15 protein-coding genes are annotated in these 18,032 nt (G+C 41.2%); 3 read left to right on the plus strand and 12 right to left on the minus strand.

Features of this window, described 5'->3' with window-relative positions:
* The 5 genes from AC5590_RS24930 to AC5590_RS24950 all read right to left on the minus strand — a co-directional run.
* On the minus strand, positions 1 to 563 hold a 563-nt coding region (locus AC5590_RS24930), incomplete at its 3' end, for a leucine-rich repeat domain-containing protein (RefSeq protein ID WP_211178522.1).
* The gene (locus AC5590_RS24935; protein WP_169266067.1) at positions 517 to 1,263 is read right to left on the minus strand and encodes a leucine-rich repeat domain-containing protein; all 747 of its coding nucleotides are present in this window, start codon (positions 1,261 to 1,263) and stop codon (positions 517 to 519) included. The genes AC5590_RS24930 and AC5590_RS24935, both read right to left, overlap by 47 nt.
* Before the next feature lie 166 nt (positions 1,264 to 1,429).
* Entirely contained in the window at positions 1,430 to 3,412 is a 1,983-nt protein-coding gene (locus tag AC5590_RS24940; RefSeq protein WP_248277268.1) for an Hsp70 family protein, read from the minus strand.
* Between the two features lie 74 nt (positions 3,413 to 3,486).
* A complete protein-coding gene (locus tag AC5590_RS24945) occupies positions 3,487 to 4,533 on the minus strand; it encodes a hypothetical protein (protein WP_169266068.1) in 1,047 nt (348 codons plus the stop codon).
* Between the two features lie 312 nt (positions 4,534 to 4,845).
* Complete coding sequence (locus AC5590_RS24950; protein WP_169266069.1) at positions 4,846 to 5,988, minus strand: nucleotide-binding protein; 1,143 nt, start codon at positions 5,986 to 5,988, stop codon at positions 4,846 to 4,848.
* 348 nt (positions 5,989 to 6,336) lie between these two features.
* Here AC5590_RS24950 and AC5590_RS24955 point away from each other — a divergent pair, with 348 nt between their 5' ends.
* Positions 6,337 to 7,167, plus strand: coding sequence for a metallophosphoesterase (locus AC5590_RS24955; protein WP_169266070.1), 831 nt, complete (start codon positions 6,337 to 6,339; stop codon positions 7,165 to 7,167).
* Between the two features lie 529 nt (positions 7,168 to 7,696).
* Here AC5590_RS24955 and AC5590_RS24960 read toward each other — a convergent pair.
* Both AC5590_RS24960 and AC5590_RS24965 read right to left on the minus strand, forming a co-directional pair.
* The gene (locus tag AC5590_RS24960) at positions 7,697 to 9,832 is read right to left on the minus strand and encodes a WD40 repeat domain-containing protein (RefSeq protein ID WP_169266071.1); all 2,136 of its coding nucleotides are present in this window, start codon (positions 9,830 to 9,832) and stop codon (positions 7,697 to 7,699) included.
* Positions 9,833 to 10,000: 168 nt separating this feature from the next.
* The gene (locus AC5590_RS24965) at positions 10,001 to 10,606 is read right to left on the minus strand and encodes a J domain-containing protein (protein WP_169266072.1); all 606 of its coding nucleotides are present in this window, start codon (positions 10,604 to 10,606) and stop codon (positions 10,001 to 10,003) included.
* Between the two features lie 28 nt (positions 10,607 to 10,634).
* Between AC5590_RS24965 and AC5590_RS24970 the strand changes: the two genes are divergently transcribed.
* Together AC5590_RS24970 and AC5590_RS24975 are read left to right on the plus strand one after the other, a co-directional pair.
* Positions 10,635 to 11,732, plus strand: a complete 1,098-nt coding sequence (locus AC5590_RS24970) for a tocopherol cyclase family protein (RefSeq protein WP_169266073.1) — start codon at positions 10,635 to 10,637, stop codon at positions 11,730 to 11,732.
* 757 nt (positions 11,733 to 12,489) lie between these two features.
* Positions 12,490 to 13,044 (plus strand): YdcF family protein, encoded by a 555-nt coding sequence (locus AC5590_RS24975; RefSeq protein WP_169266093.1) that lies wholly within the window; start codon positions 12,490 to 12,492, stop codon positions 13,042 to 13,044.
* A 75-nt stretch (positions 13,045 to 13,119) separates the two neighbouring features.
* On the opposite strand, the gene AC5590_RS24980 is transcribed toward AC5590_RS24975, so the two are convergent.
* From AC5590_RS24980 to AC5590_RS25000, 5 genes are all read right to left on the minus strand, one after another.
* Positions 13,120 to 13,422: a DUF2288 domain-containing protein gene (locus tag AC5590_RS24980; protein WP_169266074.1), complete on the minus strand. Its 303-nt coding sequence runs from the start codon at positions 13,420 to 13,422 to the stop codon at positions 13,120 to 13,122.
* Between the two features lie 357 nt (positions 13,423 to 13,779).
* On the minus strand, positions 13,780 to 14,826 hold the full coding sequence (locus AC5590_RS24985; protein ID WP_169266075.1) for an AI-2E family transporter: 1,047 nt from the start codon (positions 14,824 to 14,826) through the stop codon (positions 13,780 to 13,782).
* A gap of 270 nt (positions 14,827 to 15,096) precedes the next feature.
* Positions 15,097 to 15,735, minus strand: coding sequence for a lysophospholipid acyltransferase family protein (locus AC5590_RS24990; protein WP_169266076.1), 639 nt, complete (start codon positions 15,733 to 15,735; stop codon positions 15,097 to 15,099).
* Positions 15,736 to 15,944: 209 nt separating this feature from the next.
* A complete protein-coding gene (gene fabD / locus AC5590_RS24995; protein WP_169266077.1) occupies positions 15,945 to 16,823 on the minus strand; it encodes an ACP S-malonyltransferase in 879 nt (292 codons plus the stop codon).
* Positions 16,824 to 16,917: 94 nt separating this feature from the next.
* Positions 16,918 to 17,910, minus strand: coding sequence for a beta-ketoacyl-ACP synthase III (locus AC5590_RS25000; RefSeq protein ID WP_169266078.1), 993 nt, complete (start codon positions 17,908 to 17,910; stop codon positions 16,918 to 16,920).
* Between the last annotated feature and the right edge of the window lie 122 nt (positions 17,911 to 18,032).

Here is an 18,032-nt window from a genome sequence, read left to right on the forward strand (position 1 = left end):
AAGGAAGTTTTCCCAGCGCCCCCTTCGCCAACAATCAAGAATTTCGCTTCATAAAGGGGTTCGGTTTCATTTGGGTCTTGTACGCGGAAATAGAAATCGAGAATTTCATTCACATCACCTGGATTTTTTGACAAGTCTTTCGATCCCAAAATCTCAGGTAGAATGGGGACTGGATTTCCACGAAGATCCAATAGTTCAAGTTTTGTCAGTTGTCGAAATTCCTGTGGCAGTGCGCTGAGTTGATTCCTGTTGAGGGAGAGCGTTTGCAGGTTGGTGAGTTGTCCAAATTCCGCTGGCAGTGCGCTGAGTTGATTGTAGCGGAGATCGAGCATTTGCAGCTTAGTGAGTTGTCCAAATTCCGCTGGCAGTGCGCTGAGTTGATTCCTGCCCAGGGAGAGCGATTGGAGGTTGGTGAGTTGGACAATTTCCGCTGGCAGTGCGCTCAGTTGATTCCAGCAGAGGTAGAGCGATTCCAGGTTGGTGAGTTGGACAATTTCCGCTGGCAGTGCGCTCAGTTTATTGCTCGCTGAGGTGGAGCAATTGCAAGTTAGTGAGTTGTCCAATTTCCGCTGGCAGTGCGCTCAGTTGATTGTTGTTGAGTTGGTAGAGCGTTTGCAGGTTGGTGAGTTTTCCAATTTCCGCTGGCAGTGCGCTGAGTTGATTACTGCTGGGGTTGAACGTTTGCAGGTTGGTGAGTTGTCCAATTTCCGCTGGCAGTGTGCTGAGTTGATTGAAGCTGAGGTCGAGCGTTTGCAGGTTGGTGAGTTGTCCAATTTCCGCTGGCAGTGCGCTGAGTTGATTACTGCTGAGGTTGAGCGTTTCCAGGTTGGTGAGTTTTCCAATTTCCGCTGGCAGTACGCTGAGTTGATTGCTGCTGAGGTGGAGCGTTTGCAGGTTGGTGATTTTTCCAATTTCCGCTGGCAGTGCGCTGAGTTGATTGTCGCTCAGGTAGAGCGTTTGCAGGTTGGTGAGTTTTCCAATTTCCGCAGGCAAACTGCTTAAGCGATTACCAACAACCTGAAGTTCTTCAAGATGATCAAGCTGTCCGATTTCTGGAGGTAAAGCACTCAGGTTATTCCCGATAGTATCAACGATACCGCTTTCGTCATCATACTCATATTTGCCGAGAATCAGTTTTTTGAGATGAGTCAACTTGCCAATCTCAGGCGGTAAAACTGTCAAATCCTTGCCAGAGAGATCGAGTTCCATCGCTCCCTCACTCGCCGCCATCTCAATTACCCGCAGCAATTCTTCCTGAGTCATCAGCAATCTACTGAGCTATTATTCAATATTTTAAAGGTAGCCCAAATTCTGAAGTACACCTAAACAAAAATCAAGCCCGCGTTAGCGAAGCGCATAGGCGGGCTTTGTTTGTTTAGCCTAGCCCTTCTAGGGTGTGGGCGTATATTTGCAAAACTGACGTACTTTCTTAAGCAATGAGCAACCTAGCCTTATCCGCTTGTTCTTGCACACTTTCCTTGAGCCACTCACTGATAGATTTACCCAATTTGACACCTATTGTTGGATCTTGAATTAAAGTCTGTTGAATTTTTTGCTGCAACTCTGGTTTCTTCTGAAACGCTAGTTCGTCAATTTTCTGATCAGGCACCAATTTGCGTATCCAGCCGGGTATATCTGTTTCCTTAACTAAGGACTCACCTATAAAGTAAGCTATTATTCCAACAATCGGTGCAATGATTCCAGTAAAAAGCAGAATATGGAATAATCCTGCTAGGACAACGCCTACGATTAAAGCAACAAGGTGCCCAACAAATATAGAAAGCCCGGTTAAATCATCCAAAGATATAGATGTGGGAACTTTGTCTGTGTGATCCCCCAAGTCAATTGTTTTGCTGCTAAATGTTTCCAGTGGTAAATTATATTTTCTACAGATTGAATCTGTTTTTTCCCTCACCTCGTTTTGAACTTTTGACAACCACTCAACTAAACAGGTCGTCACTTTATTATTGGCATCACTTCCTGTTAGCCAAGCTTTGGCTTTCTGCTCTATTTCCGATTCAAGAGATGAGAGCGTTATGATCTTTCTGTTCCGCCAAGATTGCACGCTTGGTTTTATCACGTCGTCTACCAAACCATTTGCCAGTTCTTCAGCTAATTTTTCCAAGAACACGGGTATATAATTTCCTACAATACCTGTCAGTTCTCGGTCAAGAAATTGATTAATTTCTTCCAGAAATCCCGCTGTGCGAATGTACACACGTCCCCAACGTGCCAGTCCTCTGGCAATACTAAGTTCAGGTTCTCCATCTCGCTTGCAAGGCAAATCGGCAAAGACTTCTTGGCAAATTTCCTGAACAAACGACATCTTGGAAGCACTACCTGTGAGGAGAATGGCACTTGGTTGAATGCCTATGTGTTGCAACTTTTCTTTGACTCCTTGCAACTGGTCACGGAAAGCATCACGCCAACTTTTGTTGTCAAGTTCTCGTAAAGGTTGACTGAGAATTGTGTTGATTATTTTGCCATTGACAAGAGGCAAAAACTTAAATTTTCTTTGAATATCTTCAATACCTACATTAACAATAGTTTCTTCGTAAGAATCTTGATAATTAAAATACTCTTCTTTTGCTTTACGGCATCGAAGTTCACAGCGATTTTTGTATATTGGGTTTTGCTCAAAAATATTTTCAAGCTGTGAAATTTCTTCTAGTTGCAAAATTTCTTCATCTTTAAGAATTTCTCCAAGTCGTAAAATTTCTTCGCGTCCCTCCCTATATTGTGTTTGACATTCCAGGGTTTTCTTAAGAATTTCTTTTTCAATTAAGGATGCACCCAAGTCGTGTCCAAAATCTATCGGAGTGTCAGACATACCCTTGACAAGGGTGTAATCTGTGGTGGAAGAACCAATGTCGATAACCAGCACCGACTTTTGTAATTCTTCTATGGTGAATATGCCACTTTCTTTGGCGTGCATCAAAGCAGCGCGTGACTCTTTGACTACGGTTGCATTTGGCAAGCAATCTTTAGAGAGGAGTTGTTTGTAAGTCTCAATTTCTTCTTGCCACCATCCTGAGGGACAACCGATGAAAAAGTAGTTGTTATCTCCAGACTGAATTTGTTGGGTATCAATCAAATGCTGATAGATAGCATTCACAAATTCTTTAATGTTTTTTTGGTATGCCGTTTCATTAAAACGCCTAGATTTAAAGGCGATTTCAAAGATGGTGGCATCGGGCATTTGACATGCCATTTCACCAATGACAATTCCTTTTTTTGGATGATGGGCAATGGCAGTGATTTGGCTTTTCCTATTATTAATGAGTAAACTTTGAGGAGTCGTTTCTGCATTATCTGCTCGTACCCAGCTAAGAGCCGTTTCTCCATGCCCTAAATCAAATCCAATGATTTTGATATTATGATAATCGCGCATGAGTAATTCTGTTTGCTCCATACAATTAATACTATTGATTCGTTCTCACGCAGAGCATGGGAACGAGAGTAAAATAATGAATATTGCCCACCTTACTATACTGGTGATGCAGGCTCAATTACGCTACCTGGTAAGAGTACTTGGTTATCTTTAACCAAGGCTTGTTTCAAGGTGATGTAATCTGTAATTTGTGGATCGAGACTTGGCTCAAAGTAAAACATCGACCAAGCTTCCATTCCCGAGTCCTGTTCCTCTATTGATTGATAAACTCGTGTCTCAATTCCGTAGCGTCTCAAAATCGTCGCAGCTTGTTCAATGCGCCTACGCACCGTAGTTGGCAGTTGAGTTTGTTCATCGAGTCCGTCTGCCATCAAATCTTGTAGGTACTCTAACAAGTCTAGATGATTTTCCAGACCAGGTTTGGGTGATTTCTCTTCGCTTCCCGCGTACGCAGCAACAGTTAGATCAATTGATTGAAAAGCTTGATAGAGATGGTCAAGTAATTTATCAAAATCTATTTTTACAATACTTGTTTTCAACGTGTTTTTAGGTGGTTCTGGCAGCGAGACAACACCTGTGTTTTCAGACGGCTGGGTTTGCTGAACTATTTTTCCAATCACTCCTCCGGTAATTGCTCCTATTAACCCCCATATATAACCCCCTGCCAAGGTTCCCGTTATACCGCCAGCAAGTAAGCTACTCATGACCTCACGGTTTTGCTGTACTTGTTGTGATAATGCTTGCTTGTAATAGTCAAGCGATGTCAATGATTTCAGATTTTTTTCTATCTGAATCATTGTGTTAAATGGCGCTAAAGTGTTAGAGGTTAACTCAGTCAAGCCTAGCTGGTTTTCGGATTGTGAGTTAGCACTACTGTGAGATTTTTCCGGAGTGTTTAGGATTGAATCTTGCAGTTTGACTAATATCAAAATGCTCGTGTATTGATTAAGCGCCTTTAACATGGCTGTAGCAAGGCGTGCCTGTGGTGGGGTTAATCCTCTAATGTAATCACCACTCAAGTCTGCAAGCTTGTTAATCTCGTCTTGAACTATCTTGACGACTTGCTCAGTTGTTTCTGTTCGTTCTAATTGAGACTTTAGCTTTTCTTGTATTTCTTTGTAATAAGATATAAGTGTTTTCATAATAAAAATAAAATTTAAGGCATCCTATTTCTATACTATCGTTGCGATCTCACAGGGTGATATTTATGTTTGTTGGGTTTGCACAACCCTTATAGTAGTATTTTCAGTATATATAGAATTTGTTAAATAAAATACTTGAATCTTTAACCCTTCGTAGCTAAAACCTTTCCCTCTCCTTTATAAGGAGAGGGATGCCCGATAGGGCAGGGTGAGGTTTCCTTTGGTTAGTTCAATGACTTCTATGTACACCTTAGTCTTGCAACGAGGAAAGCCTAAGCCCACCTTTCGCAGGGTAGGGTTCTTCAAATCTACTTACTCACCTCGTAGAATTCCAACACCCGCTTTTGTCTCTATATAATCTGCCAAGCTGATAAAGTCATCACGTGGATAGCACCTTCCTCCAATCAAGTCAAATGCCAATTTGCTAGATGGGTTTTCTGGCTTTTCTAGAATATGTATTCCCCAGTAATAAAGTTGTTCACTGGCTCGAATACAAACTTCTTCTGGGTCTATACAATGAAACTTATCATCTGTTGTGAGAATATCTTTATATGTCTCTAAATAAACTTTTCTGAGAAGACTTAATTTTTGAGCACCAGGATTTTTGAAATTATTAACTAAGACAAATAAGTGAGCTTTTTTGTTGATTTGACGTATTTCTGTTACAGTATCTCGAATCACTTGACCATGCTTATTTAAGCCGAGTGGATTTAAGGTGGTTGGTATGATGCAATAGTGCAATTTTTCGAGTAAGTTTGTGGGGTTCCGCTCAAGTGCAGGAGAGCAATCGCAAATAACTATTCTACAATCACGGGCGGAATCTTCATGCCAATCCCTGCCATCAAATACTTCTATCGTCGTACCCCTACCTCTAGAATTAGGAACAAAAACCCCATCTCCTACTAGCTTTTGCAAATTTTGTTCTGGATCTAAATCTACAAGCGCCACATTGAATCCTTGTAGTGCAAATGCTCCTGCTAAATGCGCTGCTATAGTTGTTTTTCCAACCCCCCCTTTACAAGTAAAAATGCCAAAATAAATCTTTTCTGAGGTTGTGGGATCGTCATAAATTCTATCTTCATATTCAGCACCATCAATCCCAACCAGCTTCTTTTCCTGAGCAATTCCACAGCGGATTTTAGCATCTTTCCCCCAGGATCTGATTAGAGCCAGTGCTGGCCCGCTGAAACCTCTTGTTGTTATGAATAAGCCAAAATTAAACTTATCGCCTTCATCAGAATCTAAAAAATTCGCAAATTTTAAAAGCTGCGGTGCTGCTACATTATTTCTCAGCCACTTGATGCAAACAGCACCTACTAAGTTTCCTTTTCTGACAACAAAATCATAACCAGATTGGTCTGATTTGGCACCTATCACGGTCCAACCCGCCCTATGGAGAAGTGTCGCTACGTGCTGTTCAAAGTGGCTATAGTTCTTTATATAAGCAGGCTCCATAGATTCGATTTCTCGATACTGTAAGCTGATAGTAGCTGAAATAACTTTGTTAATAATAGGATTTACGCAAGAACTATTTTAAAGTCTTATTTATTGGTGTCCTTGGTGTCCTACCCTGCACCGAAGCCCTGCGGGGATGACCTATGCCCTGCAGTCACGCAGCATTTAGCCGGTTTCTTTTTCCATAATTTGGCGTAACTTTTGACTCACTTTGTTGTGAAGACGAAATCTAGTTTAACATCCACAAGAACTTTGATAAATTTTTCAAAAAGTTGTTCCAAACTCTATACTCGCTCGGCAATGATTTGTTAAGCTGTAAGCGCTGGTAAGCGGAGCCATGTCAGCGCAATGCACTGGTTGTTATCTGGACCTCTAAGCGTCGAGAAGTTAACGGTTAATATTGCAGGGTTGCCAGCATCGTTACAAGGTACGAAGCTGGTTCATATGTCAGACCTGCATTATGACGGGAAACGGCTATCGGAAAAAATGTTGGAACAAGCGATCGCTGTTAGCAACGAAGCTGAACCCGATTTAGTTGTTTTAACAGGTGATTATGTCACTGACGATCCGTCACCAATTCACAGGTTAGTGTTACGACTCAAACATCTGCAAAGTAGCGCTGGGGTGTATGCCGTACTTGGTAACCATGATATATATTACACTCATTCCAAAGCAGAAGTAACAGCGGCATTTGAAAGTATAGATATTAAAGTTCTTTGGAATGAAATTGCATATCCTTTTGGCAAAGAACTACCTCTGGTTGGGTTAGCTGATTATTGGTCACGAGAATTTAAGCCTGAAGTTGTGATGAATCATCTAGACAGTACTAAACCTTGCATTGTACTATCCCACAATCCAGATAGTGCTGAAAAATTACAAAAATGGCGAGTCGATTTGCAGCTGTCTGGTCATACCCACGGCAGTCAAATTGTAATTCCAGGACTAGGTCCTGCTGTGATTTACTATAAGCCATTTGTTCGGAAACTTCCCAGAAAACTACGGCGAGCGGTGCCATTTTTGCGAGGAGATTGTTCCACAGTGATGAAACACTGGGAATGGGCGCAGGGTTTTCACAAAGTAGGAACAAATCAACTTTACGTTAATCGTGGGTTAGGCACTTATCCACCAGGACGTTTGTTTTGCCCACCAGAAGTGACTGTGATAACTTTAATGAACTGATAACGTATGAACCGCCGAAAGCTACGATGGATGCGTATCAGCAGCTTGCGGCGGTTTGTTAGGTGTAAATGATTGAGAAGAGTAAAAAATTAGAAGAAAGTCACTCAACTAAGGTGGACAAGGTTCACAACCAATATCTTTGCCATTGTGTGTTCTCGATCCAGATAAGCAGGCATTTTTGCTGTCAGTTAAAAAACCTCCAAAACGACTTTACTAAACCTTAGGCGAAAACACATCACAACAAAACACAACAACTGAGAAATGGTCGCGAATATATTAGAGCAGGAGGCACAGGCTCTAACAAGTGAAGATTTGGATAAATTTCTAACTTCCATGCGCCTACTCTTAAGTTAGCATCCCCTACTGAGAAAGGTTTATATATTTACCAAATTTTATAACGATTCATCCGTCTTAACATTTTATAAAATTTGTTATAAACATAGTCTTTTTTTACTGTCTTAGCGGAAAAGTTGATTTGCATTTCTTGAGATACTGATTTCATTTGCAGTCTGGAAGTGCTTTGCAACGCTTAATCACAAGGCAATAGCATGACAGTGTTATCACGATAGCCACCCGCTGCCAAAGTCTTACCATCTGGACTAAAGACAACACAAAAAATTGGATCTTCACCAAGAGTGAAAGCACGCAGTTCCTTCCCTGTCTCCACTTGCCAAAGCCTTACCGTCTTGTCTTTACTACTGCTTGCGATCTGCTTACCATCTGGACTGAATGTTACAGAACAAATATCATCAGAATGTCCTCCAAGAGTGCGGAGTTCTAGACCATTTGAGAGTTGCCAAATTTTAATTGTCTTGTCTGTACCGCCACTTGCAAGAGTATTTCCATCTGGACTAAAAGCAACAGAATAAATTCCTCCCAGTTCTTCGGAATGACCTTTAAGAGTCAAAAATTTATTTTCAGCCAAATACCACACTTTGATAGTTTTATCCTTTTTACCACCACCACTAGCTAAAATATTTCCATCTGGGCTGAAAGCAATGCAGAAAATCTCGTCACAATGCCCGTGGAGTGTAGATGTTTCTTTATTTGTATCTATAGACCAAAGCTTGATACTCTTATCTTTACTACCACTAGCTAAAGTTTTTCCATCTGGGCTAAATGCTACAGTATAAACCTTATCTTTATGCCCTTTGAAGGTGGAGATTTCCTTTCCAGTGGAAATATCCCACAACTGAATTGTTTTGTCATCATTTCCACTTGCCAAAAGTTTTCCATCAGGACTCAATGCTACAGAATTCACTGCGCCAGAACAGGAAAATCCTCCGGTTTCCCTAAGCATGCGAGGTTCCTTATCAGGAAAATGCCAAATTTTTATAGTTTTGTCATCACAACCACTAACTAATGTTTGTCCATTCGGACTAAATGCGACGGACGTCACTTTATATGAAACAGGACTTTCTGTTGTCAAACCTTCTGGTGTTGGAGGTGATGTTGTTGTGCTGACAACAGGTGTAGAAACTTCCGGTTTTGGGGGTGATGTTGTTATGGTGACAACAGGTGTAGAAACTTCCGGTGTTTTATGATTGACCGGAGGACTCGGGCTTTGTGTCACCGTAACTGGAGATAGATTTGGAGAAAAATTTGTTGTCTGTTGCTTCTTTACCTGGAGGGGTGGTGGTGGTGCGGGTGATTCAGTCGTTACTTGAGGTGGCTTGAAACCTTCTGGTTTTTGTTTTTTTTCGACCAGGTTTTGATATTGCTGCTTTCCCAAAGACAATTCCTGTAGTTCAGTCTGTATTATGGCGATCGCATACTGAATTTCTTGAAACTGTTTTTGAGTATTTGCACTGAAATGTTGTGTCAGGGTATCAAGTTCAATCAGGTGTTGTCTAAGATCACTCACATTTTGTTCCTTCTGGGTTTGCTGTAATGCTTGTATCTGGTGCTGAGTGTATCGGTTTAATTGCTGTGCAAAAGAGTCCAGTTGAGAAAGGCGCGCAGAAAGCGGATTAATTTGCTGTTGTGTCGTTGTACTTAACTGTTGTACAAGGGTGTCGAGTTGAGTGAGTCGTTGACTCACAACATCAATATTTTGTTCCTGCTGGGTTTGCAGTAATGTCTGTATCTGCTGTTGTGTCGTTGTACTTAACTGTTGTGTCAATGCATCAAGTTGGGCAAGGCGCTGATAAATAGGGTCTATCTGTAATGAAGTGTTTGTATTTAACTCTTGCGTTAAGGTGTCGAGTTGAGTTAAGCGCTGTCTGAGATCATCGGTATTTTGTTGTTGGTTATTTTGCAGTAATGTCTGTATCTGTTGTTGAATGTTTGTACTGACTTGCTGGAAAGAGCCATCAAATTCTTCAAGACGTTGGGTGAAAACATTGACCTCTTGCTGCTGGTTCTTTCGTAACTCCTCAAGCTGCTGTTCAGTTGTTGCGCTGAGTTTTTGAGTGAAAGTATCAAAATTTGTCAGTCGTTGTCGCAGTGGATCTATGAGTAGATCCTGTTTGGCAATTGTTGCTTGTTGATGCTGCTCGATCAAATACTTTAACCTTTCTCGATTAGCAAGGTTCAAGCAAGCTGTTACAGTCAAAGGAGCAGCTACATAAATCATCTGTTGCGTGAGCGCGGCTGTAACTAATCCCAGTGCAGAAAAAGAGACGGAGGCGTATTCGCTAACTTCTAACCAGTGGAGTTTGGCCATAATTGAGGTGAGTGCTGTGGTTGGTGCCTAAATCAGAAAATAACTTGAGCGCGTAACGCGGTTTCACTACCCTATCCTCATCTTCTTCTAATAAATTTCAAAGAATCGATGCCCAGAAGTACTCATGTCAACAAGACATGACAAACGCAAGTGCATCCGGATGACCTCTTAAAACCTAGCCAAACGCTTGATCCAGTGTAAAAACCTTTCTAGAAGGGATTTGAGCTTTGATTTTCTTCGGGAGGTTTTGGACGATCTTGATGATGGGGATGCAGAATGAGTCTGTTTATTTTTCAACCTCGCTTCGATTTGTGCGGCTTTATTTAAATCAGAACTGGCTCGATACTCATATCCAAGTTGGGAGCAAATAAACCCACGGTATTTGTAAGCATCGATGTAGTTGGGATTGAGGCGAATTGCATGAGTAAAGTCCGCAAGTGCTTCCTGGTATCTTCCTTGTTTTGCATTCTCTGCTCCCCAGTTGTAGAAAAGTTCGGCATTGGAGCGACTTGTATAAATGTTTGTCTGTGTTGTGTGTGTTGTCTGAGTGGGGGGGTCAGCAGAACTTGGCAGATGAGATTTAAGCTTGTCGTAAGCTTCGTTGATTTGTTTAATTTTTTCTTCTGCTTCCTGTTTTTGGTGCGGGTGAGAAAACCGATCAGGATGCCAAATCTTAACTAGCTTACGATAGGCTTGCTTGACTTGTGTTGGTGATGCACCGGGTTTGAGTTCGAGGATAGAGTAGGCATCATTTATGTTAAGGCGATCGCTCATACTGGAAAATAGGCAGCATGGTAAATCTATGTTAACTATTTCGACAAATTCTCATCATTTAATCCAAACACCCCACAGCGGTTATCACTGGGACGGTACTACTCGTCGCTTTTTTGAAGGTTGGTATTACCGCGTCACGTTACCAGCAGAAGGTGAAACTTTTGCCTTGTATTCTATTGAAGACCCAATCGGCGGTAAACACCACACTGGTGGTGCAGCACAAATCCTAGGTCCCAATGACGAGTATTTATGGCGTACGTTTCCGGATGTGAGCAAATTTTGGGCAAGCCGTGACGTTTTGGGCTTAGGTCATTGGGGCAAACCAAACCTCCTACATACAAAACCTGTGTACCTCCTACCACCTGAGTTTGAACACCATATTCAAGAAGGCTACCAAGCAACAGCCACCCTGAATCAAGGAGCAATTCACGATCCTGCTACTGGTCGCTACTGTCGTTGGGAGTATGAAATTCAACCCATTTATGGATGGGGTGATAAAGGAAGTATTCAACAATCAACCGCTGGTTGGTTGTCATTCTTGCAGATTTTTGAACCCGGATGGCAAATTCTCATGGCGCATGGCTTAGCTTCCGGTTGGATTGACTGGAATGGTAAACGCTACGAATTTACCAACGCCCCAGCTTACGGTGAGAAAAATTGGGGAGGCGCTTTTCCCGAAAAATGGTTTTGGCTCAACTGCAATAGCTTTGAAGATGAACCCGACCTTGCTCTGACTGCTGGCGGTGGACGACGCGGTGTTTTATGGTGGATGGAATCTGTAGCTATGATTGGCATACACCATCAAGGCAAGTTTTATGAATTCGTACCCTGGAATTCACAAGTACAGTGGGATATTCAGCCTTGGGGTAGATGGCAAATGCAAGCACGGAATTTCCAGTATGAAGTTGAAATCACAGGAACGACCAATTTACCTGGAACTCCTTTACGTGCGCCAACAGCAAATGGTTTGAGATTTTGCTGTAGTGACACTATGAAGGGAGAGTTAAATTTAGAGCTGCGAGAATTCGGTATTGGAAAAAGAAAAACTATCCTGAAAGCACGTAGTTTCTTGTGTGGATTAGAAATAGGCGGCCGATCTTGGGATAATTCTTGGCAGTCTCGCTAAAAATGGTATCATGTTGAATGATGTCTGTTAGGGGCTGTAGCTCAGCAGGATAGAGCGAGCGCCTCCTGAACTATCGGGCACTATAGAGGAAACTCTATGAGTGAATGTAGTTAAATTCGGTGAACCCTAAAAAGAAAGGAAAAAGTAAAATTGGTTGTCTTTCGACCACAATGCTGACACTTCATGGGAATACCGAGCCAAGCCTGAGCTAAAACTTGTGATTTTTGATAAAGTTCGGCTCAGGAAGGTGTAGAGACTAGAAAGCTACCACCTAAGGGCTTAAAGCCTACGGTGAAGGTATAGTCCAGAGAGTGGGGAAACTCACACAAATCTGAAGCGCTAGGTCGCCGGTTCGAATCTGGCCAGTCCCGTCCTCTAATACATTTGATAAACTACTTGGGAAATCTTTGGATTTGCTTAGATGGAGGTTATAATCATCCATTGAATCTAGAGATGTCTCTTATTTTTAGGCACAGATAACACCACATCTGGGTCTATAACTTCAATGAAAGACTGATAATTGCGAGTCGTGGTTTGTCAAAAAATATCCTGATATGGACTATACAAAAGGAAGATATTTACACTACATTTGGTGTACAAAACTTGTGGAACAGAAATATGATTGAAACACAAATTTGAGTTGATTTTTTGGCGCTTTGATAATCTACGTTATGATTCTTGCAATAAATTCTGTTTCAGCAACCGAGGTGCTAAGTCCTTGAACAAGCAACAATCTAAAGGTATTTCTTCTCGGTTTATGCTCCTAGCACTACCACTGATGATGTTGTGGGGTTACAAGGAAGTTCAAAGCCAATTTATGCAGCCTCAAGCAATTTTAGTCTTAGGTGGTTCCACATCTAAATTAGAGAGAGAAAAGTTTACAGCAAATTTTGCACAAAAACACCCCACTTTAAGTATTTGGATTTCTGGGGGTAGTCCTCCAAAGGTAACTAAACAAGTGTTTGCTAAAGCTGGAGTTGATACAAGGCGGTTGCGTCTAGACTACAGAGCAAACAACACTGTAGAAAACTTTACAACATTGGTGGATGATTTGAAAAAAACAGGCATAAAAAGTGTTTATTTAGTTACTTCTGACTACCATATGCACCGTGCTAAAATCGTTGGTGAAATTGTTTTGGGTAGTCGAGGAATTGATTTAAAACCTGTCACAGTCCCTTCAGAGACTTCTGCCGAACCAATTGGAAAATCTATCCGTGATGGAATTCGAGCTATAGTTTGGGTAACAACTGGTTACACAGCTACTGATGAAATTCAAAATAAGCAGTCATCAAATCAGTTATTAAAACAATAGTTAAAAAACATTTATAAGTTAAAAAATATTTCGACTTGACGAAACTGAAGAACTTTAGCGATCGCTTTATCTTTTTTAGGCAGCAGCTTTTTCTTGTATAAGCACGTAAGGTTGGACAATCAAAGTCTTAAACTGCTTTGCACCCTGAGTGTTCCATTCTCCTATTTGTGTAACCGAGGGTTTGGTAATCAATGCCTCATCTACCCAAGTTTCGACTTGCGATACATTATCGCCAGCGATCGCCACTCCCACATCTAGTATATCTAGCCCTACCGCCACGAGAATTAGAGCATCCCGTTGCGCATGAGGAATCAGCCATTCCCACTCCGCCTCATCCAAATTTTCTGTTAATTCTGCTCTTAAATCTGTATCAGCCATTCGTCAGGAATTATAAGTTCTCATCTACTATAATAAATAATTCCAATGTAAATAACACATCTTTTTTTTCGCTCTGTTTCAATTTTGTTTTAAACAACTATAACTTTCAATAAAAAATACATTCTTTAGGATTTATTACAAGTAGGTCAACATTGAAAACGTAAGATAAAGTTTTGGCGATTACTGAGTCCCAAGGGGACACGCTGCGCTAACGCTTCAATCCGTTACGTATGCCCTATGGCTAACGCCACGGCTACGCCGAACGGGCAAGCCTTACGTCTAAAGCCCTGTGGGCGTGCGCTTGCGCATACGTAATGGCATTTTACGTTTAATTAAGTTGACCTACTTAACAATATTTTATAAGGATTCAACTTCCGCTTTCATCTCATCAATTTCAAATAAAGAAACTAAAACTCCAGCAATCGGAATAGAAATAAAAAGTCCCAACAATCCTGCAACTTTCGCCCCAACAAGTAAAGCAAAAAAGACAACAACAGGATTAAGATTGAGAGCACCTTGCATAATTCTAGGCGTAATTAAATTGTCTTGTATTTGTTGAAGTATGATGCAAGCTACTAAGACTTTGAGTGCCATCCAAACACTTTGTGATAAAACAATCAAAGTAATGATACTCACTCCTAATGTAGCTCCTATGCCAGGAATGATGTCCAATATTCCAATTATCACTGATAATATTAATGCAAAAGGTACTTTTAGTATTAAGAAAACAAGAAAAGTCGAAGATGTCAAAAATAAAGTTAATATCAACTGACCTCTAAAAAATCCCAAAAAGTTACGTCTGATTATATTTGTAAATTTATCTCGTCGTTTTTGGGGTACTGTTTTAATAATAAAAGACCAAAGCTTTTCGCCATCTAGTAACATAAAAAAAGCGATGACAGCAATAAAGACAAAAGTCACAAAGTTAGTAATCATGCTTTGGAAAATATTTAAACTGTTAACAAGCAGAGATATAGCTTGATTTCGCAATTGTTCTTCAATGACACTCAAGTCTATTGGCAAGTTACGATTACGAAGAAAAGCTTCTATTCGTTCTACTAACGGTATTAAAGAGTTTAAAAATGCAGAGACTGTATCAATTAATTGTTGTCCTTGAGATAAAATTGTTAAGCCTACAGTAATTGTCAAACCACCAATTAGGATAATACTCAATAAGAAAATGACAACAACTGCTATACTGTGAGGTAAAAAGCGTCGCAGCCATTGCACAGGATAACTTAGTAAAAAAGCTAAGATTGCAGCAAATGTAAAAATAACAATGACTGATTGAAAATAATCTAGAAGCAGTGTTATTGCCCATCCAGAAGCAACTAAAAGCAAAAAACGGACTAACGCCAGATTATTCAGGCGATACCAAAAATTGTTGGCATCAGAACTGCTCATATATTATTTCGGAAGAGCTTGATGAGGGTGAATAAAGTTCAGCAGCGTGGAACTAATATCAAGTCGAACTCAAGATTTTTAAATTAAGGTTTTTTACTCTCTTTCCCTAAAGATAGATGCAAAAAATCCACTAATTTTCAGATTATTATTGATAATTTGTAACGTCAATTAACTATCCAAAATCTCAAATTAAAATTGTATGGTTTTAAATTGACATAAATTCAGTGGCTTTTGCCACCTCCTTTAAGCATATTTTCAGACTCTTCCAAATTATCGTCCCAACTCGTGGAGCGTGTTAATTGCTGCTGCACACTTTTGCGTTAACGCTTCCAATTCCTCTTTATCATTAGAACTGGGAGCATTTATCAGTTCGCCAATTCGCACTGTGACTGGAACTGAAACAGGAGTTTTTGAACCTTTTTGCTCAATTGCCTGAGTTCCCCACAAAGATACGGGCAAAAGTGGGACTTTGGCTTTAGCAGCAATCAGGGCTGCACCTCTTTTGGGATCTGTAATGCGTCCGTCTGGAGTACGTGTTCCTTGTAGAAAAAGACCTACAGCCCACCCGTCATCAAGATACTTCATAGCTGCACGGATAGCAGTGCGATCGGCACTACCTCGACTCACAGGATAAGCACCGTACAACTCAATTGCTTTACCGAGAATTGGGATTTTAAAGAGTTCTTCCTTTGCCATAAACGCAACTGGACGGCGTACGCAATTAGAAACAATGGGTGGATCGTAGTTACTTGCATGATTGCTAACTACTAGTAGTGGTCCTGTTTTAGGGACATTTTCAGCACCATAGATTCGTCCCTTGAAATAAACCTGAAGCATGGGACTGACCACTGACCACTTAAATGCGTGGTAAAGTAACAAACTTACATATGGTTCACGGTTTCGAGACATAGTCGAAAGGGAGAGGATAAACAATTCAAAATTCAAAATCACCAAAGATTTGAGTCTCCTCCGGAGACGCTGCGCGAACGGAGGAAACCTCCGCTCAAACTTCTCTCAAAATTCAAAATTTCAAATTATGGAAATCACTAATCTGAATGTGGGACAAGTGAGTAGTGAGTGGTTAGTGACACAATTAACGACTCACTACTCATAACTCACTAAAGAGCTAAATGACCTAGGTTGCTGACGTTTTCTAAGATTAAGTCAGAGCAAGTGCGTTTAATTAAACCAGTTAGCACATTACCAGGACCAATTTCTACCACTCGCTCAATGCCATTTTCTGGTAGTGCTAATGAAATTTCTCGCCATCGCACTCCTCCAGTCATTTGTTGTATTAAACGTTTTTTCAAAACACTTGCATCAACAGTAGGAACTGGTTCTACGTTTGATAAAACTGGTACAAAAGCTTGATTAAATTCGACTGATTCTAAAATATCTTGAAATTCAGCGGCTGCTGGTGCCATTAAAGGCGAATGAAATGCCCCAGAAACATTCAAAGGCTTAGCACGCTTTGCCTTAACTTGAGACATTACCGCTTCTACTCCTGCGGGTGTGCCTGATATGACCACTTGACCAGGACTATTATCATTTGCTATCACTACCTCAGGAGTAGAAGCAATGACTTTGTCCAACTGTTCACGATCAAAGTTCATTAAAGCTGCCATCATCCCACCTGCAGTGGTCTCCATAAGTTCGGCACGACGCTTTACTAAACGCAACCCATCAGACCACTCGAATACTCCAGCCACGTAAAGGGCCACGTATTCTCCTAAGCTGTGACCTGCAACTAAATTCGGTTTTTCTTTCTGACGCATAATATCAGCGAGAATACTTTCTACAACGTATAAACAAGGCTGTGTGTAGAGAGTGTACGCCAACTTTTCGGGATTGTTCTGACAGATTTCGATGACAGACCAGCCCAATATGTTCTCAGCTTGAGCAAATTTTTCTTGTGCGGATGGCACATCTAATAAGTCTATTCCCATTCCCTGGGACTGTGAACCTTGTCCAGGAAAAACCCATGCAGTTTTAGTCATTAGTCATTAGTCATTAGTCATTACTCATTGGTCATTGGTCATTGGTCATTGGTTATTAACAAATAACAAATAACCAATGACAAAGGATAAAAAACTATCTTCCCCATTGGAAGATGGCTGCACCCCAGGTGAGTCCAGCACCAAAGCCAGAAGTGACAATAATATCACCCGTCTTGATTTTGCCTTGCCGCACTGCTTCATCTAAAGCAAGGGGGATAGAGGCGGCAGAAGTGTTGCCATAATTGGCGAGATTACTAATAACTTTGTGTTCTGGAATATTTAGGCGTTGAGCAACAGCGTCGAGAATGCGCTGATTTGCTTGGTGCAATAATAGCCAATCTATTTGGTCAACACTAAGGTTGGCACGAAACAAAGCTTTGTCAATAACTTCTGGCACTTTTTGTACGGCAAAGCGGTATACTTCTTTGCCATTCATGGTGATGGGTTGGAAGTTGCCTTTTCCAACATTGACTTGTTGAGTCAATTGTGTTGGCTCTGCTGCATAAGCAAGATTAAGGCAGTTATTCTGAGTTCCGTCGCTTCTGAGTTCAAATCCCAGCAAGTAATCTTTCTGGTTTGCCTGTATAACGACAGCGCCAGCACCATCACCGAACAATACACAAGTTCCCCGGTCCTGCCAATCTACCCAACGAGAGAGAAAATCCGCTCCAACAAGCAGTACGTTTTGATAAACTCCAGTCCTGATGTATTGGGCAGCAGTCACTAGCCCAAACACAAAACCAGAGCAAGCTGCGGTGATATCAAAAGCTACCGCTTTGGTAGCTCCCAATTGACCTTGAATGTGACAAGCACTGCCAAACAAGTCATCAGGACTAGAGGTTGCTAGCACAATTAAATCCAAGTCTTGTGGCGAAATTCCAGCCATTGCGATCGCCTGCTCACTAGCAGCAGTCGCAAGTTCAGTTATCGTTTCACTTGCTTTTGCCAATCGCCGTTGACGAATTCCTGTTCTTGTGGTGATCCATTCGTCTGATGTTTCAACCACTTCTGTTAGTGCGTGGTTATCCAGGAAAGTTGCTGGTACTGCTGATCCACTTCCCGTGATTGCTATTCCTAAGTTTTGCACTCTGGCATCTCCAAAGCTATCAGCTTTTAGTGATTAGTGATTAGTCATTTGTCTTTAGTCAACAGTCTTGAGTCGTTAGTAAAGGACTTTTGAGTTTGACTTTGACTGAAAACAAGCGAAGT

This window comes from Brasilonema octagenarum UFV-OR1, from assembly GCF_963888615.1.
Taxonomy (GTDB): Bacteria; Cyanobacteriota; Cyanobacteriia; order Cyanobacteriales; family Nostocaceae; genus Brasilonema; species Brasilonema sennae.